Here is a 24,585-nt window from a genome sequence, read left to right on the forward strand (position 1 = left end):
CCCCAGGCACAGTTTGTCTTACTTGCTCAGCGTCGCGTAACGGAACTTGAACGAGGCGTCGAGCACGGCGCCCTTGACGTCCTTGCCGGTCACGACGACCTGGGTGCCCTGCAGCAGCGGCACGGTGTCGACGTCCTTCGCGACGAGGTCCTGGATGTCGCCGATGGTCTTGGCGCGGGAATCCTTGTCGGTGTCGCCGAGCTCCTTGGTGATGAGCGCGTCGACCTGCGGGTTGTCGTAGTGGTTGTGCAGGAAGCCGCCCTGGGGGAAGAACGGGGTCAGGTAGTTGTCCGCGTCGGCGTAGTCCGGGAACCAGCCGCGCTGGAAGACCGGGTAGCCGTCGTTCGGGGCGTCCTTCGAGAACTGCACGTTCTCGACACCCGCGACGGTCACGTCGAACAGGCCGCTCGAGGCCAGCTGGTCCTTGATCAGGCCGTACTCGTCGCCGGACTGGGGGCCGTAGTGGTCGCTGTTGTAGGTGATGTCCAGCTTGACGGGCGAGGTGATGCCCGCAGCCTTCAGGGTCGCGGCCGCCTTGTCCTTGTCGGGGCCGCCGTTGCCGTCGCCGTACAGGCCCTTGAGGGCGGTGTTGGCGCCGGTCAGGCCGTCCGGAACGTAGGAGTACAGCGGGGTGTAGGTGCCCTTGTAGAGCTTGCTCAGCGCGTCGCGATCGACGAGGTCGGCGACGGCCTGGCGCACGGCGAGAGCCTTGGCCGGGTCGGCGTCGGTCTGGCCGGTGCCGAAGGGCTGCGTCTTGAAGTTGAACGCGATGTAGCGGATCTCGCCGCCGGGGCCGGTGGTGACCGTGACGTTCTTGTTGCTCTTCAACGAGTCGACGTCCTGCGCGGAGAGGCTGCGATAGGCGGCGTCGATGTTGCCGCTCTGCACGTCGAGCTTCAGGTTCGAGGCGTCCTTGTAGTACTTGGCGATGATCGTGTCGGTCTTTGCGGGGGCGAGCAGGCCCTTGTAGCCCGAGTACTTCTTGTACTCGATGAGCTGGTTGACCTTGTAGCTCGTGATCTTGTACTGGCCGGCGAACGCGTCGGCCTTGACGATGTCGTTGTCGGGGGTGAGCTTCGTCGGGCTGAACACCTGCTCGTCGACGATGAAGCCGGCCTCGCTCGACAGCACCTGTTCGAAGGTCTGGTCGTTCGGCACCTTGAGGTGGAAGTCGACCGTGGAGTCGTCCTTGACGGTGGTCGTGTCGAGGTTCGCGAGCAGCGAGCTCGGGCCGTTGCCGCCGTCGGCGCCCGACTTGCCGATCGCCTGCTGACGGTCGAACGTGAACTTCACGTCGGACGCGGTCAGGTCGTGGCCGTTCGAGAACTTGAGGCCCGGCTTGAGCTTGACCTCGAAGGTGTTCGGGTCGACGAAGCTGCCGCTCTCGGCGATGTCGGGCTTCACGTCGGGGCTGCCGTAGGGCGAGTCGAAGAGAAGCGGGAAGACGTTCACTTGCACCGACAGCGAGCCGTTGTCGTACGAGCCGGCCGGATCGAGCGAGGTGATCGTGTCGGTCGTGCCGACCGTGATGCTCTTCGCCGCAGAGCCCGAGTCGCTCGAGCCTCCGGACTTGCCACCGGAGCAGCCGGTGAGGATGAGCGTCGCCGCTGCGAGAGAGGCGGTCGCGACCACGAAACGGGCGCGACGAGCCGAAACGGAATTCATGCCGCAGGACTCACTTTCTAGGTGTTGGTGAGGAATGTGATCTTCACACCATAAGCGCGACCTTGTTTCGTGCCTGTTAACCGGATGCGGGACCGTTACTCCCCGCGCAGCCGCCTGCGCTCGAGTTCGAGCTCTGCCATGGCCCGGCTGATCGCGATGCGCGAGTCGGAATCGGACGGGTCCGTGCGCTGCAGCCGGCTCTGCAGCTCGGCCTTGAGCGTCACCATGTCCTTCTCGATGAGCGAGCCGACGATCGCCTTCGCCCACACCTTCGCGGCTTCCTCGCTGCGCTCCGGGATCGGCGACAGCGCAAGCTGCTCGACGATCGGCCGGAACTGATCGGGCAGCTCTGCGCGGATGCGCGCGAACCAGTCGGCCGCGCCGAACGCGTCCACGTTCGCGGCGACCGCGCTCTTCACGAGCTCAAGCGTCGGGTTCGAGAAGCGCGCCTGCACCGCGCGGCCCACGAGGTCGCGGCCGACCGCCTCTGGCAGCTGCAGAACGGCCATGAGCGCCTGGCGCTCGGTCGTCGTGATCGGGTCGCGGCCGAGGTCGGCCAGTGTCACCGTCTCCGTCGGCAGCTGCGGTGCGGCATCCGTCGCCTGCCTCGCCCGATTCGAGAACGCGCGCACGGCGCTCTGGGCCTCGCTCAGCTCGGCGCCGGTCATACGCGCGAGTTCCCGGGTGTAGCCGGGGCGCAGCGCAGGGTCGCGGATGCCTGCCACGATAGGCGCCCCTGCACGCAGCGCGCCCACGCGGCCCTCGACGGTGTCGAGGTCGAAGCGTGCCACCACCTGGCGCAGCATGAACTCGAACATCGGCTTCTTGTCGGCGATCATCTGCACGACCGACTGGTCGCCCTTCGCGAGCCGCAGGTCGCACGGGTCGAGCCCGTCCGGTCCGACGGCGACGTAGGTCTGCGCGGCGATGCGCTGCTCCTGCAGCACCGTGAAGGACCGCTCGGCGGCCTTCTGCCCTGCGGCGTCGGGGTCGAAGGTGAAGACCACCTGCCCCTCGCCGCCCTCGTCGCCGAGCACGCGGCGCAGCAGCCGGACATGGTCGGCGCCGAACGCGGTGCCGCAGGTGGCGACCGCTGTCGTGATGCCGGCGAGGTGGCATGCCATCACGTCGGTGTAGCCCTCGACGACGACGACCTGCTTGCCCTTGCTGACGTCGCGCTTGGCGATGTCGAGGCCGTAGAGCACCTGCGCCTTGTGGAAGACCGCCGTCTCGGGCGTGTTGAGGTACTTGGGGCCATTGTCGTCGTCGAACAGGCGTCGCGCCCCGAAGCCGAGGGTTGTGCCCGTGACGTCGCGGATCGGCCAGACGACGCGGCCGCGGAAGCGGTCGTACGCTCCCCCGCGGTCGTTCTGCGAGACGAGGCCCGCTGCGGCGAGCTCGTCGAGGCTGAAGCCTCTGCCCTTGAGGTGGTTGGTCAGCTCGTCCCAGCTCTTCGGGGCGTAGCCGACGCCGAAGCGGGCGGCCGCGGCGGCGTCGAAGCCGCGCTCGCCCAGGAAGCGGCGGCCGGGCTCGGCGTCCGGGGCGGTCAGGCGGGCGGTGTAGAACTCCTCTGCGGCCTTGTTCGCCGCAAGAATCCGTGCCCGCGTGCCGCGGTCTTCGCTCGCGTTGCCGCCGTCTTCGTAGCTGAGCTGGTAGCCGATGCGGGCGGCCAGCCGCTCAACGGCCTCAGCGAACGGCACGTGGTCCATCGTCTGGATGAACTTGTAGACATCGCCGGACTCGTTGCAGCCGAAGCAGTGGTAAAAGCCCAGCTGGGGCCGCACATTGAAGCTGGGGCTGCGCTCGTCATGGAACGGGCACAGGCCTTTCAGCGAGCCGATACCAGCCGGCTTCAGCGAGACGTATTCGCCGATGACGTCGGCGATGTTCGTGCGCGCTTTGACCTCATCGATGTCGCTGTGACGGATGAGGCCGGGCATGAGTTCGATCCTACGGTCGGTGGTCGTTTGGAGACGCCGCTACGCGGGTCCTCGGCGACCGGTCATTGCTGCACGAGGCGTTCGAACCAGGCGATCGCGCTCTGGTCGGTCAGGCTCGCGACCTGATCGACCACGACCCGCTTGCGTCCTGCGTCGTCGGCCGCCTTCGCCCAGTCCTCGGCGAAGCCGTGGTCGAGGTTCTGCGGGCCGGTCGCGAGCAGAGCGTCGGCGAGGCCGGTGAGAAGCTCGCGCTGACGTCGGTAGACGGGCTGGCGGTCGTTGTTGCTCATGATGAACGCGGCGGTGAGGCCCTTCATCACGCCGATCTCGGCGGCCTCGTCGGCGGGGACGACCATCTGCGCCCCGTAGCGCGTGAGGCTGGGCCGTGGGTAGGCCAAGCGGGTGGCGACCGTCGCATTGCGGGCGAAGCGGCCGATCAGCTGGCTGGCGAGGTTCTTGAGCTGCGCCTGCGCGAGCCGCGAGCCGTCCCACGAGTGGATCCACTGCTCCATGGCGCGCAGCCGCTGATACGCGGCCTCCAGCTGGTCGAGGGTGAACTCGTTGCCCACCCATTCCTTGACCTTGCGCATCAGAGCGTTGTGATCGGATGCCGAGGCCAGCACGTCCACGTCGATGAAGCCGTTCACCACGGCATCCTCGAAATCGTGCACCGAGTAGGCGATGTCGTCGGAGAGGTCCATCACCTGCGCCTCGATGCAGCGCACCCGGTCGGGCGCGCCGACGCGGAGCCACTCGAACACCGCGGTGTCATCGGCGTAGAAGCCGAACTTCGCGCGGCCGGACGGGTCTTCGACGGCCTGCTGGATCGGCCACGGGTACTTGGTGGACGCGTCGAGGCTCGCGCGGGTCAGATTGAGCCCGTAGGGGTGCCCGTCGTGGCCGAACACCTTCGGCTCGAGGCGGGTGACGACGCGCAGCGTCTGCGCGTTGCCCTCGAACCCGCCGATGTCTTCGGCCCACTCCGAGAGCGCCCGCTCGCCGTTGTGGCCGAACGGCGGGTGGCCGAGGTCGTGCGCGAGGCAGGCCGTGTCGACGACGTCGGGGTTGAGGCCGAGGTTCGTCGCGAGCTCGCGGCCGATCTGGGCGACTTCGAGCGAGTGCGTGAGCCGGTTGCGGGCGAAGTCGAGGCCCACTGTCGGGCTGAGCACCTGGGTCTTGGCGGCCAGGCGACGCAGCGCGCTCGAGTGGAAGAGCCTGGCCCGGTCGCGGGCGAAGTCGCTGCGGCGGTTGGAGTGCTCCTCGGGCAGCCACCTCTCGGTGTCGAACTCGCCGTAGGAGGAGGACGGCCCGGCGGCGCGCGGCTCAGCCGCCACTGTTGTGCACCTCGGCGGCGGACATGTCAGCGCGCGTCACGCCGTCGAGCTCGCGCGATTCGAGCCAGCGGTCGGGCAGCGACGGGATGCGCGGGCTGCCCTGTCGGCCGCGGGCACCCTCCGCGCCCTCGCCCGGGTACGGTGCGTTCCAGTCGAGCGTCGCGAGCAGTTCGTCGATCTCGGCGAGGCTCGACGAGGTCGCGAGCTTGGCGCGCAGCTCGCCGCCGACCGGGTAGCCCTTGAAGTACCAGGCGACGTGCTTGCGGATGTCGCGGCAGCCGCGCCCCTCGTCCTCGAAGAACTCGACGAGCAGCTCGGCATGCCGGCGGAAGGCCTGAGCAACGGCGCCGAGCGACGGATGGATCCCGGCGCCCTCGTGCCACTCCCCCTGCATCGCCGCGGCGAGGTCGCCGAAGAGCCAGGGCCGCCCTAGGCACCCACGCCCGACAACCACGCCGTCGGCGCCAGTCTCGCGCATCATGCGCAGCGCGTCGTCGGCGGACCAGATGTCGCCGTTGCCGAGCACCGGGATGTCGAGGGCGTTCTTGAGGTTCGCGATCGCCGACCAGTCGGCGTGCCCCGAGTACATGTCGGCGGCGGTGCGGCCGTGCAGGGCGACGTAGGCGACTCCCGCGTCTTGCGCGATGCGGCCCGCGTCGAGGTAGGTGAGGTGCTCGTCGTCGATGCCCTTGCGCATCTTGACCGTGAGCGGCAGGTGCTCGGCCGCGGACTTCGCGCTCTCGACGATCTCGCGGAACAGCCCGAGCTTCCACGGCAGCGCGCTGCCGCCGCCCTTGCGGGTGACCTTCGGCACCGGGCATCCGAAATTCAGATCGACGTGGTCGGCGAGACCCTCGGCGACGATGACGCGCACCGCGTCGCCGACCGTCACCGGGTCGGTCGTGTAGAGCTGCACCGAGCGGAAGGTCTCGCTCGGGTGGTGCCCGATGAGCCGCATCGTCTCGGCGTTGCGCTCGACGAGCGCGCGGCTCGTGATCATCTCGCTGACGTAGAGGCCGACGCCGAACTCGCGGCACAGGCGCCGGAACGCCGTGTTCGTGATGCCCGCCATCGGCGCCAGCACGACGGGAACGTCGATCTGGTGCTCGCCCAGCATCAGGGGCTTGGCGGCCCGTGCCTGTGGGGCAACTAGTGTGGCGGTTGACATCTCTCCAAGTTTCTCAGATGGATGCTGAAAGGGCGTGCGGCCTGTGGATGACCGTTTCTCCGGGCTGATCGGCACAGCGAGGGTCGAGGCGGATGCCGCAGCCCGCGGCCTCGACGTCGAGGTCGTCTCGCGCCCCGCCGCGAACTCGCTGGTCGAAGCTGCGCACCTGCTCGGCATCGAGCCGTCCGGCATCGTGAAGACGCTCGTCGTGAAGCGCCACGACGGCGACTTCCTGTTCGCGCTCGTTCCTGGCGGCCGGAAGATCTCGTGGCCGAAGCTGCGCGCGCTCGTCGGCGTCAACAAGCTGCAGCTGCCCGACGCGTCGCTCGCGCTCGAGGCGACGGGCTACGAGCGGGGCACGATCACGCCGCTCGGGTCGGCCCGCGAGTGGCCGGTCTATGCCGACGAGACGCTCATCGGGCAGAGGGTCGCGATGGGCGCCGGCGCCCACGGCTACTCGGCCTTCGTAGCCGCCGACGCACTGATCTCGTCGTTCGGCGCGGTCGTCGCCGACATCACCGAGCCGGAATAAGCCGGGATCTCGCACACGCCGTCGACGCAGGCTGCGGCATCCGTCTCGCCCAACTGCACGAACTTCATGCGCTGACCTCCTCGGGCGCTGCGCTGCGCTCGCCCCAGACCTGCTCCAGCACCTGGGCGAACGTCTGCGCCTCCTGCGCGCCGGAGACGCCGTACTTGCCGTCGATCACGAAGAACGGCACGCCCTGGATGCCGTACTCGACGGCCGCCTGCTGGTCTTCGCGGACGTCGGCGAGGTGCGTGTGCTCTTCGAGCGCTGACTTCAGCTCGGCGCGGTCGAGGCCGATCTCAGCGCCGAGGTCCGCGAGGTCGTCGACCTTGCCGACGTGGCGGCCATCGATGAAGTAGGCCTTGAAGAGGCGCTCCATGAAGTCGAGCTGGCGGCCCTGCGACTTCGCGAAGTGGATCGCCTCGTGCGCGAGCACCGTGTTGGTGTGCTGCAGGCGGTCATAGTCGTAGTCGAGGCCGACGGATGCTGCGATGCCGGTCACCCGGTCGAGAAGCTGCTGCGCCTGCGCTTCAGGAATGCCCTTGTGCGTCGCGAGGAACTCGGCCTCGCCGCCCTGGAAGTCGACGGGCGTGTCAGGGCTCAGCTCGAACGAGTGGTACTCGATCTCGACGCCGCGGCCCTCGCCGCCGCCCGCGAACAGTCCGCTGCCCGCCTCGAACTTGCGCTTGCCGATGTAGCACCAGGGGCACGCCACGTCTGACCAGACATCGACCTTGATGGGAGGGGTCTCAGAGCTCATGCATTCGGCAACCGGCAGGTGCTCCCGGCTATTCCGCGCTACTCCGTCGGGCGACCGGCGCCGAGGCGGATCACGTGCGAGCGGTCGTTGTTCGGTGACGCGTAGAGGTTGATCTCGGGGTGCGTGCCCTCCGGCCCCGTCCACACAGCGGTGTAGCCGCCCGCCCGGTACCACCCGCGGCTCTCGTAGAGGCGGATCGCGTCGACGTTGTGGCTGAGCACCTCGAGGAACAGATCCTGACGGAGCAGCTTCGAGTACGTCTCGACGGTGGTCAGCAGCGCACTCGCGACGCCGTGCCCGCGGGCGGTCGGCCTGACGAAGAGCCGATGCACACTCAGCGAGTACGGGTCCTCCTCCGTCTCGGCGACGGCCACGTGGCCGACGACGTCGGTGCCGTCCTCCGCCACCCAGGCCATGCCATCGTCACCGTCGAGCAGCCACTCACGGGTGACGTGGTTCGGCAGAACCGGGTACTTGTCGACCTCGTGCGTGGCCTTCAGCGCGGCGAGCAGGGCCGGCATATCGGCATCCGTTCGCAGTCTGATCTCCACGTGATCAGCCTATTCAGTCGATGTGTCCTGCACATTACGCAAGGTCCCGATGATCTCGGCAGCCGAGCGGTCGAAGGGGTACTCCGCGAGCATGAGGCGCTCGAACGCCTCGTTGACGGCGCGCTGGGCGCGTGTGACGAGCTCGGCCGGGTAGTCCTGCGCGACCTGGTTCCACTCGAACTCGTCCTCGCCGGTGAGCCGCACCGCGCCGTCTTCGACCTCGACGCCGAGGTCGAGCGCGATGAACTCGATCAGCTCGCCCGAGATGCGCACCGGCTTCACCGCCTGGGCGAACACCTCGAGGCCGCCCGCATCACCGGCATAGAAGCGCACGCACCAGTCGGCGTTCCACGGCACGAACAGCGCGGAATCCGGATCGATCGTGAACCACGCGCCGCGCGAGTCCGCACCTCGTGCTTCGCAGGTGAGCGTCTCGAGCGGGGTGTTGTCGAACTCCTCGAAGCGGACGATCACGATGCGCCGCCCGTCGGCGCGTCGACCGCTCCCCCGAATCGGCGGGTGCGGCGCGCGAAGATCTCGACGGCCTCCCACAGCTCGGTGCGCGAGAAGTCCGGCCAGAGCGTGTCGAGGAACACCATCTCGGCGTACGCCGACTGCCAGAGCAGGAAGTTCGAGGTGCGCTGCTCGCCGCTCGAGCGCACGAACAGGTCGACGTCGGGCAGGTCGGGCAGATAGAGCCGGCGCTGGATCAGCTTCTCGTTCACCGCGCTGGGCCGCAGCCGCCCGGCCGCGACGTCGTCGGCGATACCGCGCATCGCGTCGGCGAGCTCGGTGCGGCCGCCGTAGTTCACACACATGGTGAGAGTGAGCCTGTCGTTGCGCTTGGTGAGCTCCTCTGCGTACTGCAGCTCCTTGATGACCGACGCCCATAGGCGGGGGCGCCGCCCCGCCCAGCGCACCCGCACGCCCCACTCGTTGAGCTGGTCGCGCCTGCGGTGCAGCACGTCGCGGTTGAAGCCCATCAGGAAGCGCACCTCGTCGGGCGAGCGCACCCAGTTCTCGGTCGAGAACGCGTAAACGCTGAGGTGCTTGATGCCGAGCTGCAGCGCCCCGGCGACGACGTCGAGCAGCGCGGCCTCGCCGGCGCGATGCCCTTCGATGCGCGGCAGCCCCTGCCGGTTCGCCCAGCGCCCGTTGCCGTCCATCACGATCGCGACATGGTCGGGCACCGCTGCCGCGGCCAAAGCGGGCGGGTAGATCCCCGTCCAGTCGACGGGGCGATAGGCGATGGCGTCCTTGTGGGTGAACGGCTTCGGAGTCACAGTGCGGGCGGGACCTCTCGAGACACGTGGCTCAGCGAGCGCAGGCCGCGCTCGAGATGCCACTGCAGGTAGGCGGCGACGATACCGCTCGCTTTCGATCGGGAGAATTCGCCGGATGCCTCGGCCGACGCCCAGTCGCCTGCGAGCAGCGCCCCGAGCAGCCCCAGGGTGGCCGCGTCGAGGTGGGCGGTGCCCGGCGGGGCGCAGTCCTCGCAGACGACCCCGCCGAGCTGCGGCACGACGCGGTCATGCGGGCCGGGCTTGCCGCAGCGCGAGCAGTTTCCGAACGACGGCGCCCAGCCGGCGATCGAGAGGCTGCGCAGCAGATACGAGTCGAGCGTGAGCGCCGGTGTGTGCTCGCGGCGGCTGAGCGAGCGCAGCGCACCGACGAGCAGCAGGTACTGCTGCAGCGACCCCTCGGCCTCGGTGAGCCGGTCAGCCGTCTCGACCATCGCGTTCGCCGCGGTGTAACTCGCATAGTCGCCTGCGATCTCGGCGCCGTACGCCCCCAGGGTCTCCGCCTGCTGGATCACGTCGAGGCTGCGGCCCTCGTAGAGCTGCAGGTCGGCGACCATAAACGGCTCGAGCCGTGCGCCGAACTTCGACCCCGTGCGCCTGACGCCCTTCGCGACCGCCCGGATCTTCCCGTGCCGCCTGGACAGCATCGTGACGATGCGGTCGGCCTCACCCAGCTTGTGGGTGCGCAGCACGACGGCCTCATCACGGTAAACAGGCACAGTCGATTATCTCAGCCGCGGCATCGGCGCATGGGAGGATCGAGGCCGTGGGCGGCGCGATCTTCACCATTCCGGCGTGGGCCGAGTTCGCCGCCGTCGCGGTCGGCAGTGTGCAGGGGGCCGCGTACGCCAGCGGCTTCCGCGAGCGGCGCATCGACCTGTTCGGCGTCGCGTTCATCGGCGTCGCGACGGGGCTCGGCGGCGGCATCCTGCGTGACGTCTCGCTCGGCACCGCTCTTGTCGCCCTCAGCAGCAACTGGTACATCCCGGTGGCGATCGCCGCCGCTCTCGCCGGAATGCTGCTCGCGCGCCTGTTCTCGAGCATCGACCCTGTGATCACCGTGCTCGATGCCCTCACCCTCGGCCTGTTCGGTGCGATCGGCACGACGAAGGCGCTCGCCTTCGGCCTGCCCGAGGTGCCGGCCGCCTTCGTCGGCCTGATCGCAGCGGTGGGCGGGGGCATGCTGCGCGACATCCTGCTCAACATGCCCATCACGGTCATGCACGTCGGCTCGCTCTACGCGGTCGCGGCGGGCGCCGGCACCGTGACGCTCGTGGTGCTGCACGACGCGAACGTCTCCGTGTTCCTCTCGGCCGCGATCTGCGCGGCCGTCACCTTCGCCGTGCGCCTGCTCGCCGTCGTCTTCGGCTGGAGCCTGCCCGAGCAGCGCACGCTTGAGCTCTCGCGGGCTCGCGTCGGCTTCGGGCTGCTGCGGCGGCGTCAAAGCGCGCCGCGCGAGTACGTCGCGACGGCCACAGGCACCGTGCCCGTCTACAAGGTCGTGCAACGCGGCGACAGCAAGGAGCGGGCGGATGACTGACCGGTCGCACCTCGAAGCGAACCGCGCCAACTGGGACGAGCGCGTCGCCGGACACCTCATCGGCTATGACGTCGCGGGATTCGCGGCGGATGCCTCGCGCATCTCGACGGTCGTGCGCGACGATCTGAAGCTCATGGCGCCGCACTTGCCGAACGGGTCGATGACGGGCCTCTCGCTTGTGCACCTGCAGTGCCACATCGGCACCGACACCCTCAGTTTCGCGCGACTCGGTGCCCAGGTCACCGGCGTCGACTTCTCGGGCGAGGCGATCGCGGCGGCGCGCGAGGTCGCCGAGCGGGCCGGGCTCGATGGCCGCTTCGTGCAGTCGACCGTCGAAGAGGCACCCATCGCCGTCGACGAGCAGTTCGACGTCGTCTACACCAGCATCGGCGCGCTGCTTGACGAGGGTCTGGTGATCGAGGCGTTCGGTGAACAGGACTCTCTGCCGTGGAAGATGCTGCCTTCGATGGTCGAAGCCGACCCCGGTGGGCCGTTCGACGGCAGCTGGGTGCTGCCAGTGGGGCGCGAGCGCGTGCCGATGACGTTCTCGATCGCGGCGCGGGGATGACGGGAGGACGCCGACAACCGGCGTCCTCCCGTCGGCGGGGGCCAGCTACTGACAGCTGGCGGTCGGAACGCTCGTATTGCCGTTCTTGTAGACCGTGATGCCGAAACTGTTGCCGTTCCCGTTGGGGGTGGCGGTGAGAGTGCCGCTACTGCCGCTGAGGGTCGCGTTCCAGCTGCTCTGCAGGGTCTGCCCGCTGCCCAGATTGATCTTGACGGTCCAACCGGTCTTCCCCGTGACCGAAAGGTTGACGTTGAACCGATCGGACCATTCCGTGCTCTTGGAGACGGTCACCTGACACGCCGAACTCGATCCCCCTCCGGTCGAGCCGGTTCCGCCGCTCGACCCTGATCCGCCTGAGCTGCTTGAGCTGCCCTCCGAGACGGTGATATTCGAACTTCCGGAAGACTGGTACCCCTCGGTCGAGAGGATCATGTAGTTGAAGGTGCCGAGGTTCATGCCGTACTTCGCCCATGCGTCGAAGAAGTTCCCCGTCGTGATCGTGCCGCCCGTGCGCTTCGACTGGCGGACCGCCCAGTACTGGTTGAACGTGGCTGTGCCCTGAATCGACGGCTCGTTCGTTCGCGTTGTCTCGTAGATGTCGTAGGTGCCGCCATCAGAGGTGACGGTGCCCTTGTACGTTCCGGTCGGTTTATAGGTGCCATAGTTGTCGACGATGTAGTACTCGACCAGCGGGTTCGTCGTCCAGCCGTAGAGCGACAGATAGGCGTTGCCCGAAGGGTTGAAGCTGCCCGAGTAGTTGACGGTCTTGCGCCCCCCGGTCTGCCAACCTTTACCCGCAGTGAAGTTGCCCGTGTTCGACCAGCTGGTTGAATACGAGCCGCCTCCGTTGAGCGTCATGGACACCGTTCCCGGGCTGTCCGTCCAGAACGAGTACCAGAGCCCGTCGCTTCCCGTCGTGTTGGAGGTGACCGTAGTGGCGGCGTGAGCCGGCACCTGCGGTGTGACGAGTGCTGCGGCGGTCAAGGCCGTGGCAAAGCCGAGGCCGGCGAGAGCGCCGACCGCGGTACGGCGGGTCCGGCGCTGTGGTGTTCTCTGCGCACTGTGCATTTGTACTCCTTTGTACGAAACGCCGGGACGCTGCTCTCTTCACAGAGCCCTCAGCGTTGGTGCACATGTTTCCGAAAACGTTATCCATTGCGCAAGGGGTTTGTTGCCGGTCGCATCAAATTGTGAGTTCAGCTCATGTTCTCATCGGAGATCTCGCTCGCGTCGATCACGCACTGGCGCCGTTCTGCTCTGAGCAGAACGGCGGAGACGGCGCCGAGACGGCCGCCTAGCATGAGGCCATGTCTGAGCCCATGCCAGAACCGACGTCTCGCTTCGACCGTCAGCCGCTATGGCGGCACATGCTCGGTGACCGTCTGCGCGCACTGCGGCACAGGCGTGGCGAGACGCTGACCGAGACCGCGAAGCGGGCCGGGGTATCGACGCAGTACCTCTCCGAGATCGAGCGCGGCGCGAAGGAGCCGTCGAGCGAGGTCATCGCCGCGGTCGCAACCGCGCTCGAGGTCACGCTGCTCGACCTCACGATCGCGGTTGCCGACGGGCTGCGCGAGAGCCAGGCCGCGCCGGTGCACGCCCCACACGGTCCGTCGATGTTCGCGCTGGCCGCCTGAACCGGCATCCGTCACCGCTGCTCGATGACGTGGTCGAGCAGCCCGTACGCGCGCGCTCCTTCCGCTGTGAAGATGCGGTCGTGGTCGGTGTCCGCACGCAGCGCCTCGACACTCTGGCCGGTGTGCCGTGACAGGATCGCCTCGAGATCCGCCCGGATCCGCACCACCTCGTCGGCCTGCAGGATGAGATCGGGGATCGCTCCGCGCCCCTGCGCGGCAGGCTGATGCAGGATCACCCGGGTGTGCGGCAGCGCCGCGCGCTTGCCCGGTGCGCCGGCCGCCAGCAGCACGGCGCCGACGGCGATCGCCTGCCCGACACAGGTGGTCGCCACCTGGGGGCGGATGTAGCGCATCGTGTCGTAGATCGCGAGCATCGCGCTCGGGTCCCCGCCCTCGCAGTTGATGTAGAGCTGGATGTCGCTCTCAGGGTTGTCGGCCTCGAGATGCAACAGCTGCGCGATCAGCGCGTTCGCCACTCCGGCGTCGATGGCGGTGCCGAGGTAGACGATGCGCTCGGTCAAGAGGTGCGAGTAGACGTCCATGATCCGCTCGCCGCGCACGTCGCGGGCGATCACGTTCGGAATCGTGTAGGAGCTCATCGGGCTGCCCCCACCGTCTCGGCGTGGAACCCGGCGCGGTCGCGTCCGCGCGGCAGCAGCACGTCGAAGTGCGACACGATCTCGTCGATGAATCCGTAGTCCCGCGACTGCTCGGCCGTGTACCAGCGGTCGTGCAGCGAGTCCTCGAAGACGCGCTCGAACGACTGGCCGGTGTCGGAGGCGATCAGCCCGAGCACGGTGTCGCGCATGCGGCGCAGATCGTCGGCCTGCAGCTCGACGTCGACCGCGGTGCCGCCGATGCCGGCCGAGCCCTGGTGCATGAGGATCCGCGAGTGCGGCAGCGCCCGCCGCTTCCCCGGCGCGCCGGCCGAGAGCAGGAACTGCCCCGCGCTGGCCGCCATGCCGAGCACCAGTGTCGAGACATCGCACGGCACGAGGCGCATCACGTCGCGAATGGCGAGCATGGCGGGCACCGAGCCGCCCGGCGAGTGGATCCAGAGGGCGATGTCGGATGCCGGGTCGGCGGCCGCGAGCGCCATGAGGTCTGTCGCGAGAAGCGTGCCATTGTCGTCGTCGAGCACGCCGTCGAGCACGAGCACGCGCTGCTCGTACAGCTCGCGGCGGGCGCGTTCGGTGAAGACCGGGATCTTGGGGGCTTCGTCTGTCATGAGCCCACTGTCGCCCGGAACGACATCGGCCCTCGGCGTTTTCTGCCGAGGGCCGATCTGCCGAAAGCAGAAGGCTAGGCGCCGACGAGCTCGGTCTCGGCCTCGGGGGCCGACTGCTGCGCGCGGATCGCCCGGTTCACGGCAGAAACAATCGCCTTGAGCGACGCGATCGACGTGTTCCCATCGATGCCGACGCCCCACAGCCGCGTGCCGTTCACGTCGAGGTCGACATACGACGCGGCGTTCGCCGAGCCGCTCGCGCTCATCGTGTGCTCGACGTAGTCGTAGAGCGAGACCTGGATGCCGCGCTGCGACAGCACCTGGATGAACGCGTCGATCGGACCGTTGCCCTCGCCGCTCGCGATCTCGGTCTCGTCGCCGTCGCGGAGGCGAGCGGTGAAGAAGCACTCCCCCGTCGACTCGCTGTCGATCTTCGTGCCGAGCAGCTCGAAGCGGCCCCACTTGTCGTCGGCGTCGGCGGCGGGCAGGTACTCGTCCTGGAAGACGGCCCACAGCTCGTCGCTCGAGACTTCGCCGCCTTCGGCATCCGTCTTGGCCTGCACCACGCCGGAGAACTCGATCTGCAGCCTGCGCGGCAGGTCGAGGGCGTGGTCGGTCTTCAGCAGGTAGGCGACGCCGCCCTTGCCGGACTGCGAGTTGACGCGGATGACCGCCTCGTAACTGCGGCCCAGGTCGCGCGGGTCGACCGGCAGGTAGGGCACGGCCCATTCGAGCTCGTTCACGGTGACGCCGGCGGCCGAGGCATCCGCCGCCATCTTCTCGAAGCCCTTCTTGATCGCGTCCTGGTGGGAGCCCGAGAACGCGGTGAAGACCAGGTCGCCGCCCCACGGCACCCGCTCGCCGACCGGCAGTTGGTTGCAGAACTCGACCGTGCGCTTGATGTCGTCGATGTCGCTGAAGTCGATCTGCGGGTCGATGCCCTGCGTGAACAGGTTGACGCCCAGCGTCACCAGGTCGACATTGCCGGTGCGCTCGCCGTTCCCGAACAGGCAGCCCTCGATGCGGTCGGCGCCGGCCAGGTAGCCCAGCTCGGCCGCCGCGACGGCGGTGCCGCGGTCATTGTGCGGGTGCAGCGAGATGATGACGTTCTCGCGGTGGTTCAGGTTGCGCGACATCCACTCGATGGAGTCCGCGTAGACGTTCGGCGTCGCCATCTCGACCGTGGCGGGCAGGTTGATGATGACCTTGCGCTCGGGCGTCGGCTCGAACACCTCGAGCACCTCGTTGCAGATGCGGGCAGCGACCTCGAGCTCGGTGCCGGTGTACGACTCCGGCGAATATTCGTAGAACACCTGCGTCTCGGGGACGGTCTTCTCGAACTCGCGGCACAGCCTGGCACCCTGCAGGGCGATGTCGATGACACCCTGCACGTCGGTGCGGAACACGACATCGCGCTGCAGGATGCTGGTGGAGTTGTAGAGGTGCACGATGGCCTGCTTCGCACCCGCGATCGCCTCGTAGGTGCGCTTGATCAGGTGCTCGCGGCTCTGGGTCAGCACCTGGATCGTCACGTCGTCGGGAATGGCGCCCTCGTCGATGAGGCTGCGCACGAAGTCGAAGTCGGTCTGGCTCGCGCTCGGGAAGCCGACCTCGATCTCCTTGTAGCCGAGCTTCACGAGCAGGTCGAACATGATGCGCTTGCGCTCGGGACTCATCGGGTCGATGAGCGCCTGATTGCCGTCGCGCAGGTCGACCGCGCACCAGCGCGGAGCCTCGGTGATGCGCTTCGTCGGCCAGGTCCGGTCGGGCAGGTTGACCTTGATCTGCTCGTGGAACGGGCGATACCGGTGGATCGGCATCGTGCTCGGCTTCTGGTTGTTCTTCATCGCTCTGACTCTCTTGCTTCTGTGGATGGAAGAAGCCGACAGAAAACTCCGCGACGAGTCTGGCCTCAGATGGAGGACTCGGCGCGGCAGCTAAGGAGGAGCTGACCGAACATCGGTTTCAGGCTAACACGCGAGATCAGTCGACAGCGAGCGCGGCGATGGGCGAGACACGGGTCGCGCGGCGGCTGGGGGCGACGGACGCCGCGAGTGTCAGCACCACGGCGGCGGCGAGCTGCCCCGCGAGCATCCCCCACGGCACCCCGGGCGCGATGAACCCGGGCGACCCTTTGATCCAGCCGATCAGCGACTGCGTCCCGACCCAGCCGTAGGCGAAGCCCAGCGCGAGGCCGATGACGAGCGCGGTCAGCGTGAGCGCCGCCGCTTCGGCGAGGATCATGCTGCGCAGCTGTGCGGCGGCGGTGCCGAGGGCTCTGAGCAGCCCGAGCTCACGCGTGCGCTGCAGCACGTTGAGCGAGAGCGACGTGACGAGGCCGACGGCCGCGATCAGCGCGCTGAAGCCGATCAGCACGGTGAAGACGGCGGTGATCGCGTCGAGGATCTGTCCGGTGCCCTCGTAGACCTCGGGCTGCGCACGCTGCGCCGCCGCGATCAGGTCGCGGAACGACTGCATCGTCACGGCGAAGGTGGTCACGAGCGTGACGCCGATGACGAGCCCGATCGTCATGCGGGCGCTGCGCTCGGGGTGGCGCAGAGCGTTCTCGACAGCGAGCCGGCCGGCCTGGGTACGTGCGAAGAGGCGACCGACCAGGCGCAGGACCGGCGGGATGAAGCGCGCCGACTCGAGGACGATGCCGGTGAACGAGAGCAGGCCGCCCGCGAGTGCCGCCAGGACTCCGAGCGGCGACAGCTGGCCGATCGCGAGGCCGGCGCCGAGCGCCGCGACCCCCAGCGCCGTGAGCGCGATCGCGGCGGCGAGGCGGCCCCGGCCGCCCGCAGCCCGCTCCGAGTCCTGCTCGACGGCATTGCCGAGCGCCTCGGTCGGGCGCACGGCGAGCACCCTCCGCGATCCCACCCAGGTGGCCAGCCAGGTCGTGAGGGCGACGCCGGTCACAGCGATGAGGACGACGGGGTTCGCGTAGGAGTAGTGCGGCGGCGGGAAGAGGCCGGCGTGGACGGCCACGGCCGCGACCGCCGCGGCGAAGGCCGTTCCGACCAGGCATCCGATCACCGCGCCTGCGACGCCGATCGTGACGCCTTCGCGCGCGATCCGCGCCCGCTCCTGCGCGGCGCCGCGGCCGATGAGGCGCAGCAGGGCGATCGTGCGGCGGCGCCCCGCGACCACGGTCGCAACCGTGTTCGTCGTGACCACGCCGCCGACGTAGACGGCGATGACGATGAAGACGTAGGCCGTGATGTTCAGCATGATCGTGGTGGTCTCGTGGTCGCCGAGCAGCGGATTGCGGCGGATGACGGCCGCGAGCACGCCCGTGATCTGAAGCAGCGCCGTTCCGAAGCCCGCCGCGAGGGCGGCGACGAGCAGGGTGGGCGCATGATCGCGCAGGGTGGTCCTCATGCGACGGCCTCGCTCTCCATCGCGAGCATGATCGCGGAGAGCTGCTCGGCGGTGCGCCGAGGCTCGTCGCGCACGACCTTCCCATCGGCGAGGAACACGACGCGGTCGGCGTAGCTGGCGGCGATCGGGTCGTGCGTGACCATCGCGATCGACTGGCCGTCGCTGCGCGCGGCATCGGCGAGCAGCCGCAGCACCTCCCGGCCCGTGCGGGAGTCGAGGTTGCCGGTGGGCTCGTCGGCGAACACGACCTCGGGGCGCGTCGCCAGCGCGCGGGCGATGGCGACGCGCTGCTGCTGGCCGCCGGAGAGCTCGTGCGGGCGATGGGCGAGCCGGGCGCGCAGGCCGAGGGTGTCGAGCAGGGTGTCGATCCAGGCGGACTCGGCAGCGGTGGGTCGGCGCCCGTCCAGTTCGAAGGGAAGCAGCACGTTGGCGCGCACGTCGAGCGTCGGCAGCAGGTTGAAGGCCTGGAACACGAACCCGACTCTGCGGCGGCGCAGCAGCGTGAGTGCGGAATCCGTCATGCTCGTGATCTCCGTCTCGCCGAGCCAGACGCGACCCGAGGTGGCGGAGTCGAGGCCCGCCATGATGTGCATGAGCGTCGACTTGCCGCTGCCTGAGGGGCCCATGATCGCGGTGAACTCGCCGCGGGCGAGCTCGAGGTCGACACCGTCGAGCGCGGCGACGGCGGCCGAGCCGCTGCCGTATGAGCGCGTGAGCCCGGCGACGCGGGCGACAGGGGTGGGCGGGGTCGTCATGCGAGAGCCTCCTGAATGAGCAGGTCGAGAAGATCGGGGTAGGCGATTCCGGCGGCGGCGAGCATCTGCGGCACCTGCGACACGGCGGTGAAGCCGGGCACGGTGTTCACCTCGTTCAGCACCCAGCCGTCGCGGGCGAGGAAGAAGTCGAGCCGGGCGACGCCGCGACAGCCGAGCGCACGGTAGAGCGCGAGCGCGCCCTGCTCGAGGCGGCGCAGCTCGAGCGAGGTGAGGCGCGCGGGCACCTCGAAGACGACGTCGGTGCTGTGGCGATCGCCGTACTTCGCGTCGTAGTCGAAGATCCCCTCTGAGCGGATCTCGAGCGGCGGGCTGATCAGCGGCTCGCCCGCGGCGGTGCGCGGTTCGAAGACCGCGATGTCGATCTCTCGGCCGATGATCATGTCTTCGACGAGCACGCGCGCGTCCCACGCGAAGGCCGCGTCCAGTGCGCGGGCCAGCTCGGATGCCTCATGCACCGCCGTCACGCCGCGGCTCGAGCCCGCGCCGGCCGGCTTGACGACGACGGGGCCGCTCCAGCCGTAGGCGTCGCGGGTGGCGGGTGTCAGCAAAGCGGCCGCTGCCGTGCGCAGTCCGACGGACTGTGCGATGAGCTTCGTCGCGTGCTTGTCGATCGCGAGTGCTCCCGCGCCGACGCCGCTTCCGACGTAGCGCACGCCTGCCAGCTCGCAGAGCGCCGCGAGCGTGCCGTCCTCCCCCGGCGCGCCGTGCACGAGCGGCAGGACCACGTCGCAGTCGGACAGCTCGGCGACCGCAGCCGCGAAGCTCAGCGGCTCGCCTGCCACGAGCCAGGCGCCGTCGCGGCCGATCGTGAACGAGATCGGGTCGTAGCGCTGCGGGTCGAGCGCCGTGACGGCCGCTGCGGCGGATGCGAGCGACACCTCGTGCTCTCCGTTCGCTCCGCCGCCGATCACGGCGACGCGGGTGCGCGCGGTCATCGTGCGGCCGCCACTGCGGTGGATGCCGCGACCGGAACGCGCTCGACGCGCGGGCCGACGCCCGTGACGATCTCGTTCGGAATCGTTCCGCACCAGCGCGCCCAGTCGGCGACGGTGGGCTCGCCACGGTCGCCGGGCCCGAACACCGTGACGTACTCCCCCGGCGCGGCGGGGGCGCCATCGAGGTCGACCACGAACTGGTCCATCGAGACGCGCCCCACGATGCGGCGTCTGGTGCCGGTGACCAGCACCTCGGCATCCGTCGCCAGCGTGCGCGGCACGCCGTCTGCGTAACCCGCAGCCACCAGCGCGAGCCGTGTCGAACGAGGCGCCAGCCAGCCGTGACCGTAGCCGACGGGCGTGCCCGCGGCGATGGCGCGCACGTCGACGATCTGCGCCTCGAGTGTGAGTGCGCCGCGCAGCCGGTGCGTGCCGGTGGGGTCGATGCCGACCAGCCCAGCGCCGACGCGGCACAGGCTGTGGCGCGCGCCGGGCTGGGTGAGTGCGGCCGAGGTCGCGGCGAGGTGCCGCAGCGGTACGAACAGGCCGGCGGCGCGGGCAAGCCGCAGCGCGTGGGCGAAACGGGTGCGCTCGCGGCGGTTGGCGGGGTCGGCCGGGTCGTCGGCCGAGCTCAGGTGGCCCATGATGCCGACGACCTCGATCTCGCCGCGAACGGCCGCGGCGGCGCTGACGGCGAGCAACTGCGGCCACAGCTCGGCCGGGCAGCCCTCGCGCGCCAGGCCGCAGTCGATCTGCAGATGCACGCGGGCGACGAGGCGGTGCCTGCGCGCCGCCCGGCAGATCGCGTCCAGGTGGGCGACCCCGGGGACGGCCAGGTCGATGTCGTGATCGAGCGCCGCCTCGAAGTCGGCGTCGACGGGGTTGAGCCAGCTCAGGATCGGCGCCTCGAGGCCCGCCAGCCGCAACGCGAGCGCCTCGGTGATGCTCGTGACGCCGAGCCGTGAGGCGCCTGCCCCGAGCGCCGTTCTGGCGACGAGCTCGGCGCCGGCGCCGTACCCCTGCGCTTTCACCACGGCCATCAGATCACCGGGTGCGAGGATCGCGAACAGGCGCGTGTTGGCGGCGATCGCGTCGGTGTCGACGAGCAGTCGGGTTGTCATGTCTGCGACGCTACGGATGCCTGCGCCTGCGCCGCGTCGGCCGCGAGACTGCTTCCAGGTCATCCCAGCGGATGACGCGGCGTCAGTCCTCGGTGGGAAGCGTGTGCTCGTAGGCGAACACCACGAGCTGCACGCGGTCGCGCAGACCGAGCTTCGCGAGCACCCGGCTGATGTGGGTCTTCACGGTGGCCTCGGACAGGAATTCCGCGCCCGCGATCTCGGCGTTCGACAGGCCGCGGGCCGCAAGCCGGAAGATCTCGCGCTCGCGTTGGGTCAGCTCTGCCCAGCTCGGCGGCGCTGAGCGCCGCTCGCGGCCGCGGTCCACGTGGGCGAACAGCTCGCGTGTCGCGTTCGCGGCGATCACCGAGTTGCCCTGGTGCACGGTGCGCACGGCGGCGAGCAGGAAGTCGGGATCGGCGTCCTTCAGCACGAACCCGCTCGCCCCCGCACGGATCGCCCGCGCCGCGTTCTCGTCGAGGTCGAAGGTGGTGAGCACGAGCACCCGCGGCGGCGGGTAGCCCCCGTCGGCGGCGTCGCCCAAGATGTCGCGCGTCGCCTGGATGCCGTCCACCCGGGGCATCCGCACATCCATCAGCACCACGTCGGGCCGGGTGCGCGCCACCAGCTCACGGGCAGCGGCACCGTCGCCGGCTTCGCCCGCGAACGCGAGGTCCGCCTGCGACTCGAGCAGCATGCGAACGCCGGCGCGGAACAGCGCCTGGTCGTCGACCAGTGCGATCCGGATCGCGCTCACGCGGCGACTCCGCCCGGGATCACGGCGCGCAGTACGAACCGCCCGCTCTCGGCGCCTGCGCTCAGCACGCCGCCCGCGAGCTGCGCCCTCTCCTGCATGCCGGGCAGGCCGTGCCCGCGCCCCGCGATCGGCACCGGCCCGGTGGCCCCTGCCTCCTTCAGCTCGTTCGAGAGCTCGATCTCCAACGCGTCGGCGCCCCAATCCAGTTCGAGCGCCACGGGCTGCCCGGGTGCGCCGTGGCGCAGCGCGTTCGTGAGGCCTTCCTGCACGATCCGGTACGCGGCGATCTCGTGCCCGGCGCCGAGGGCGACGCGTTCGCCCGTCTCTCGCAGCCGCAGGTCGAGGCCGGCCGCCCGCAGCTGGGCGAACAGCGCGTCGAAGTCGGCGACGGCCGGCTGCGGGGTCGAGCCCTCGTCGTGGCGCAGTTCGGCCAGAAGCATCCGCACATCGCCCAGCGCGTCGCGCGCGACGGACGAGATCGTCTCAAGCGCTCCGACGGCGACGGCAGGGCGGGCGGATGCCGCGAACCGGGCCCCGTCCGCCTGCGCGATCACCACCGCGAGCGTGTGCGCGACGACGTCGTGCATGTCGCGGGCGATGCGGTTGCGCTCCTGCTCGAGGACGACGCGGCTTTCGGCGAGATCGGCCTCGTGCAGTGCTGCGGCCTCGCGCTCACGCGCTTCGCGGCCGGCGCGCGTCGAGCGGATGAGCAGGCCGGAGACCCACGAGAGCGTCAGCAGCGCGAGCGAGCCGAAGAACAGCAGGGAGAAGTCGCGGGCCTGCCCGGGGAACATGATCGGGAAGTACGAGACGCCGCCGAACCAGCTGCGCAGCACGACCAGGTAGAGCGTGGCGACGAGGGCGCCTGCGATGGCCGACGCGAGGCCGAGCCAGCGCACCAGGCGGCCGCCGTATGCGGCCGTCGCGTAGAGCACGGCGCAGATGCCGAGGTTGTGGATCGACGGATCAAGGCGGGAGCCGAGCTGCGCTGCCGCCGACACCCAGGCGAGTGCGAGAGCTGCACCCGGCGACAGGCGGCGCACGGCGATGGCTGCCGTGACGAACAGCAGAGGCAGGAACTGGAGGCGCTCCGAGCCGAGCCCGCTCAGCCCGGCGACCATGATGAACACGCACGCCAGGGCGAACAGCCCGGCGAGCGCGACATCGAAGCCGAGCTGCCGGCCGGTGATCGTGCGCACGTACCAACGGTAGACGGCACGGTCCGGCTCATCGCGACGACTGCCGCGGAATCATCCTCCGGATGTACCCCGGCTCAGAAGCCCAAGCGGCCGAGCTGCTTCGGGTCGCTCTGCCAGTCCTTCGCGACCTTCACATGGATCGACAGGAACACCTTGCGGCCGAGGAGGCCCTCGATCTGCGCGCGCGCATCGGCGCCGATCTGCTTGAGGCGCGCACCGCCGCGGCCAATGACGATCGCCTTCTGGCTGTCGCGCTCGACGAACAGGTTGGCGTAGATCTCGACCAGGTCCTTGTCTTCGCGTTCGACCATGTCGTCGACAGTGACGGCGAGCGAGTGGGGCAGTTCCTCGCGCGCTTCCTCGAGCACGGCCTCACGCACGAACTCGGCGATGCGGTCGATCGTGGCCTCGTCGGTGAGCTGACCCGTCGGGTAGAGCTGCGGCGACTCCGGCAGCAGCTTCACGAGCTCGTCGACGAGGTCGTCGAGCTGACGGCCCTTCGCCGCGGAGATCGGGATGATCGCGTCCCAGTCGCGCAATGCGCTCACCGCGAGCAGCTGCTCGGCCACGGCCGTTCTGCTCGCGGTGTCGGTCTTGGTGACGATGGCGACCTTCTTCGCGCGCGGTGCGCCCTCGATGCGCTCGACGATGAAGCGGTCGCCCGGGCCCACCTTCTCGTCGGCGGGGAAGCACATGCCGATGACGTCGACCGAGGCGAGCGTCTCTTCGACGACCGCGTTCAGTCGCTCGCCGAGGAGCGTGCGCGGGCGGTGCACACCCGGCGTGTCGACGATGACGAGCTGTGCGTCGGGCCGGTTCACGATGCCGCGGATCGCTCGCCGGGTGGTCTGCGGCTTCGACGAGGTGATGGCCACCTTCTCGCCGACGAGCGCGTTGGTCAGCGTCGACTTGCCGACGTTCGGGCGGCCCACGAAGCTGACGAACCCGGATCTGAACGGGCGATCCCCGCTGTCGTCGGCTCTGCTGTGACTAGTCATCGCCTTCAATGGTGGCACGCCTGACGACGACCGTCGTGAGGCGGCCACGCCGGCCCTCGGTGCGATCGGCCGTGAGCTCGAGACCGGCGACCTCGGCCGAGTCGCCCGGCTCCGGAAGGCGGTCGAGCGCCTTCGTGAGCAGTCCGCCGACGGAGTCGACGTCCTCGTCGTCGAGCTCGATGTCGAACAGCTCGCCGAGCTCATCGGCGCCGAGGCGCGCCGAGACGCGGAATCCGCCGTCACCCTCGAGCGGCTCGATGAGCGGCGCGCCTTTGTCGTACTCGTCGGTGATCTCGCCGACGAGCTCTTCGATGAGGTCCTCCATCGTGACGAGGCCGGCGATGCCGCCGTACTCGTCGACGACGAGCGCGAGGTGGTTCTTCTCGAGCTGCATCTGCCTCAGCAGGGCGTCGGCGGCCTTCGACTCCGGCACGAAGACGGCGGGGCGCTGCAGGGAGGCCGCCGCGGCGGCATCCGCCCCGCGCGGGCGCTCGTAGACGAGCCGTGCCACGTCGCGCAGGTACAGCACGCCCGTGACGTCGTCAGGGCCCTCGCCGATCACCGGCACACGCGAGACGCCGCGGCCGAGGAACACGCTCATCGCCGCGGCGACGGTCGCGTCGGCATCCACCGTCACCATGTCGGTGCGCGGCACCATCACCTCGCGCACGAGCCGGTCGCCGAACTCGAAGACCGAGTGGATCAGCTCGGCGTCGCCCTCTTCGAGCACGTCGTGCTCTGCGGCGTCGTCGACGAGGTTCAGCAGCTGCTCCTCGCTGCCGACCGTCGAGCGGGCGCGCATCGGCGTGACGCGGTCGCCGAGGGCGACGAGCAGGTCGGCGACGGGGCCGAGCACGGCGCGCAGGCCGACGAGCAGCGGGCGTGCGAACCTGAGCAGCGCCTCGGGGTGGGCGCGGCCGACGCTGCGCGGGCTCGTGCCGACGAGCACGAAGCTCGCACCGGTCATGATCAGCGCGCTCAGGACCAGGGCGAGCCACCAGTGATCGAGCACGATGACGAAGCCCAGCGTGACGAGCACCGCGGCGGTCGTCTCGGCGACGACACGCAGGAAGTTGACCGAGTTCTGGTCGCGGATGTCGCCGCCGGTGACAGAGAGGGCCGCGTCGAGCGCGGCGAGGAACCCGCCGAGCGCGACGAGCAGGAACGCGCCGACGAAGAGGATGGCGGCGAACAAGCTCG

The 24,585-nt window shown here is 69.6% G+C and carries 25 protein-coding genes; 4 read left to right on the forward strand and 21 right to left on the reverse strand.

The window, feature by feature from the left end; translation table 11 throughout:
• Positions 1 to 18 precede the first annotated feature (18 nt).
• From D7I44_RS17135 to dusB, 4 genes are all read right to left on the reverse strand, one after another.
• Entirely contained in the window at positions 19 to 1,665 is a 1,647-nt protein-coding gene (locus tag D7I44_RS17135; RefSeq protein WP_120790592.1) for an ABC transporter substrate-binding protein, read from the reverse strand.
• 95 nt (positions 1,666 to 1,760) lie between these two features.
• Positions 1,761 to 3,605 carry a DNA primase gene (gene dnaG, locus D7I44_RS17140; protein WP_120790593.1) on the reverse strand — a complete coding sequence of 615 codons (1,845 nt, stop codon included), beginning with the start codon at positions 3,603 to 3,605 and terminating at the stop codon, positions 1,761 to 1,763.
• 62 nt (positions 3,606 to 3,667) lie between these two features.
• Entirely contained in the window at positions 3,668 to 4,939 is a 1,272-nt protein-coding gene (locus D7I44_RS17145) for a deoxyguanosinetriphosphate triphosphohydrolase (protein ID WP_181445583.1), read from the reverse strand.
• The gene (gene dusB, locus D7I44_RS17150; RefSeq protein ID WP_245979780.1) at positions 4,929 to 6,056 is read right to left on the reverse strand and encodes a tRNA dihydrouridine synthase DusB; all 1,128 of its coding nucleotides are present in this window, start codon (positions 6,054 to 6,056) and stop codon (positions 4,929 to 4,931) included. The genes D7I44_RS17145 and dusB overlap by 11 nt, the downstream gene beginning before the upstream one ends.
• 94 nt (positions 6,057 to 6,150) lie before the next feature.
• Between dusB and D7I44_RS17155 the strand changes: the two genes are divergently transcribed.
• On the forward strand, positions 6,151 to 6,639 hold the full coding sequence (locus tag D7I44_RS17155; protein ID WP_120790596.1) for an aminoacyl-tRNA deacylase: 489 nt from the start codon (positions 6,151 to 6,153) through the stop codon (positions 6,637 to 6,639).
• 64 nt (positions 6,640 to 6,703) lie between these two features.
• Here D7I44_RS17155 and D7I44_RS17160 read toward each other — a convergent pair whose 3' ends face one another.
• Genes D7I44_RS17160 through recO form a run of 5 tightly spaced genes read right to left on the reverse strand, consistent with a single transcriptional unit; the run spans position 6,704 to position 9,967 of the window.
• On the reverse strand, positions 6,704 to 7,396 hold the full coding sequence (locus D7I44_RS17160) for a DsbA family oxidoreductase (RefSeq protein WP_120790597.1): 693 nt from the start codon (positions 7,394 to 7,396) through the stop codon (positions 6,704 to 6,706).
• Between the two features lie 38 nt (positions 7,397 to 7,434).
• Positions 7,435 to 7,947: a GNAT family N-acetyltransferase gene (locus D7I44_RS17165; RefSeq protein WP_162940347.1), complete on the reverse strand. Its 513-nt coding sequence runs from the start codon at positions 7,945 to 7,947 to the stop codon at positions 7,435 to 7,437.
• Between the two features lie 9 nt (positions 7,948 to 7,956).
• Positions 7,957 to 8,421: a DUF402 domain-containing protein gene (locus D7I44_RS17170; protein ID WP_120790599.1), complete on the reverse strand. Its 465-nt coding sequence runs from the start codon at positions 8,419 to 8,421 to the stop codon at positions 7,957 to 7,959.
• Positions 8,418 to 9,230: an isoprenyl transferase gene (locus D7I44_RS17175; RefSeq protein ID WP_120790600.1), complete on the reverse strand. Its 813-nt coding sequence runs from the start codon at positions 9,228 to 9,230 to the stop codon at positions 8,418 to 8,420. The genes D7I44_RS17170 and D7I44_RS17175 overlap by 4 nt, the downstream gene beginning before the upstream one ends.
• Complete coding sequence (gene recO / locus D7I44_RS17180; protein ID WP_120790601.1) at positions 9,227 to 9,967, reverse strand: DNA repair protein RecO; 741 nt, start codon at positions 9,965 to 9,967, stop codon at positions 9,227 to 9,229. Before recO ends, D7I44_RS17175 begins: the two co-directional genes overlap by 4 nt.
• Positions 9,968 to 10,014: 47 nt before the next feature.
• On the opposite strand from recO, the gene D7I44_RS17185 reads away from it, so the two are divergent.
• Entirely contained in the window at positions 10,015 to 10,788 is a 774-nt protein-coding gene (locus D7I44_RS17185) for a trimeric intracellular cation channel family protein (RefSeq protein WP_120790602.1), read from the forward strand.
• Entirely contained in the window at positions 10,781 to 11,356 is a 576-nt protein-coding gene (locus D7I44_RS17190; RefSeq protein WP_120790603.1) for a class I SAM-dependent methyltransferase, read from the forward strand. Before D7I44_RS17185 ends, D7I44_RS17190 begins: the two co-directional genes overlap by 8 nt.
• Before the next feature lie 45 nt (positions 11,357 to 11,401).
• On the opposite strand, the gene D7I44_RS18665 is transcribed toward D7I44_RS17190, so the two are convergent.
• Positions 11,402 to 12,424 carry a glycoside hydrolase family 11 protein gene (locus D7I44_RS18665; RefSeq protein ID WP_120790604.1) on the reverse strand — a complete coding sequence of 341 codons (1,023 nt, stop codon included), beginning with the start codon at positions 12,422 to 12,424 and terminating at the stop codon, positions 11,402 to 11,404.
• A gap of 239 nt (positions 12,425 to 12,663) precedes the next feature.
• On the opposite strand from D7I44_RS18665, the gene D7I44_RS17200 reads away from it, so the two are divergent.
• The gene (locus tag D7I44_RS17200; protein ID WP_120790605.1) at positions 12,664 to 12,993 is read left to right on the forward strand and encodes a helix-turn-helix domain-containing protein; all 330 of its coding nucleotides are present in this window, start codon (positions 12,664 to 12,666) and stop codon (positions 12,991 to 12,993) included.
• An 11-nt stretch (positions 12,994 to 13,004) separates the two neighbouring features.
• Here the strand turns inward: D7I44_RS17200 and D7I44_RS17205 are convergent, their stop codons facing one another.
• The 11 genes from D7I44_RS17205 to D7I44_RS17255 form a co-directional block, all read right to left on the reverse strand.
• Positions 13,005 to 13,592 (reverse strand): ClpP family protease, encoded by a 588-nt coding sequence (locus D7I44_RS17205; RefSeq protein ID WP_120790606.1) that lies wholly within the window; start codon positions 13,590 to 13,592, stop codon positions 13,005 to 13,007.
• Entirely contained in the window at positions 13,589 to 14,221 is a 633-nt protein-coding gene (locus tag D7I44_RS17210; protein ID WP_120790607.1) for a ClpP family protease, read from the reverse strand. Before D7I44_RS17210 ends, D7I44_RS17205 begins: the two co-directional genes overlap by 4 nt.
• Positions 14,222 to 14,295: 74 nt before the next feature.
• Positions 14,296 to 16,068 carry a 2-isopropylmalate synthase gene (leuA, locus tag D7I44_RS17215; RefSeq protein ID WP_120790608.1) on the reverse strand — a complete coding sequence of 591 codons (1,773 nt, stop codon included), beginning with the start codon at positions 16,066 to 16,068 and terminating at the stop codon, positions 14,296 to 14,298.
• A gap of 136 nt (positions 16,069 to 16,204) precedes the next feature.
• On the reverse strand, positions 16,205 to 17,602 hold the full coding sequence (locus D7I44_RS17220) for an ABC transporter permease (protein ID WP_120790609.1): 1,398 nt from the start codon (positions 17,600 to 17,602) through the stop codon (positions 16,205 to 16,207).
• A complete protein-coding gene (locus tag D7I44_RS17225; protein WP_120790610.1) occupies positions 17,599 to 18,357 on the reverse strand; it encodes an ABC transporter ATP-binding protein in 759 nt (252 codons plus the stop codon). The genes D7I44_RS17220 and D7I44_RS17225 overlap by 4 nt, the downstream gene beginning before the upstream one ends.
• Positions 18,354 to 19,313, reverse strand: a complete 960-nt coding sequence (locus D7I44_RS17230; protein ID WP_120790611.1) for a D-alanine--D-alanine ligase family protein — start codon at positions 19,311 to 19,313, stop codon at positions 18,354 to 18,356. Before D7I44_RS17230 ends, D7I44_RS17225 begins: the two co-directional genes overlap by 4 nt.
• Positions 19,310 to 20,434, reverse strand: a complete 1,125-nt coding sequence (gene alr / locus D7I44_RS17235; protein WP_120790612.1) for an alanine racemase — start codon at positions 20,432 to 20,434, stop codon at positions 19,310 to 19,312. Before alr ends, D7I44_RS17230 begins: the two co-directional genes overlap by 4 nt.
• 82 nt (positions 20,435 to 20,516) lie before the next feature.
• Positions 20,517 to 21,128 (reverse strand): LuxR C-terminal-related transcriptional regulator, encoded by a 612-nt coding sequence (locus D7I44_RS17240; RefSeq protein WP_425459336.1) that lies wholly within the window; start codon positions 21,126 to 21,128, stop codon positions 20,517 to 20,519.
• 56 nt (positions 21,129 to 21,184) lie between these two features.
• Complete coding sequence (locus tag D7I44_RS17245) at positions 21,185 to 22,387, reverse strand: sensor histidine kinase (RefSeq protein WP_245979782.1); 1,203 nt, start codon at positions 22,385 to 22,387, stop codon at positions 21,185 to 21,187.
• A gap of 74 nt (positions 22,388 to 22,461) precedes the next feature.
• A complete protein-coding gene (gene era, locus D7I44_RS17250; protein WP_120790614.1) occupies positions 22,462 to 23,385 on the reverse strand; it encodes a GTPase Era in 924 nt (307 codons plus the stop codon).
• Positions 23,378 to 24,580, reverse strand: a complete 1,203-nt coding sequence (locus D7I44_RS17255; protein WP_120790615.1) for a hemolysin family protein — start codon at positions 24,578 to 24,580, stop codon at positions 23,378 to 23,380. The genes era and D7I44_RS17255 overlap by 8 nt, the downstream gene beginning before the upstream one ends.
• Positions 24,581 to 24,585 lie beyond the last annotated feature (5 nt).

The organism is Gryllotalpicola protaetiae, from assembly GCF_003627055.1.
GTDB classification, from domain to species: domain Bacteria; phylum Actinomycetota; class Actinomycetes; order Actinomycetales; family Microbacteriaceae; genus Gryllotalpicola; species Gryllotalpicola protaetiae.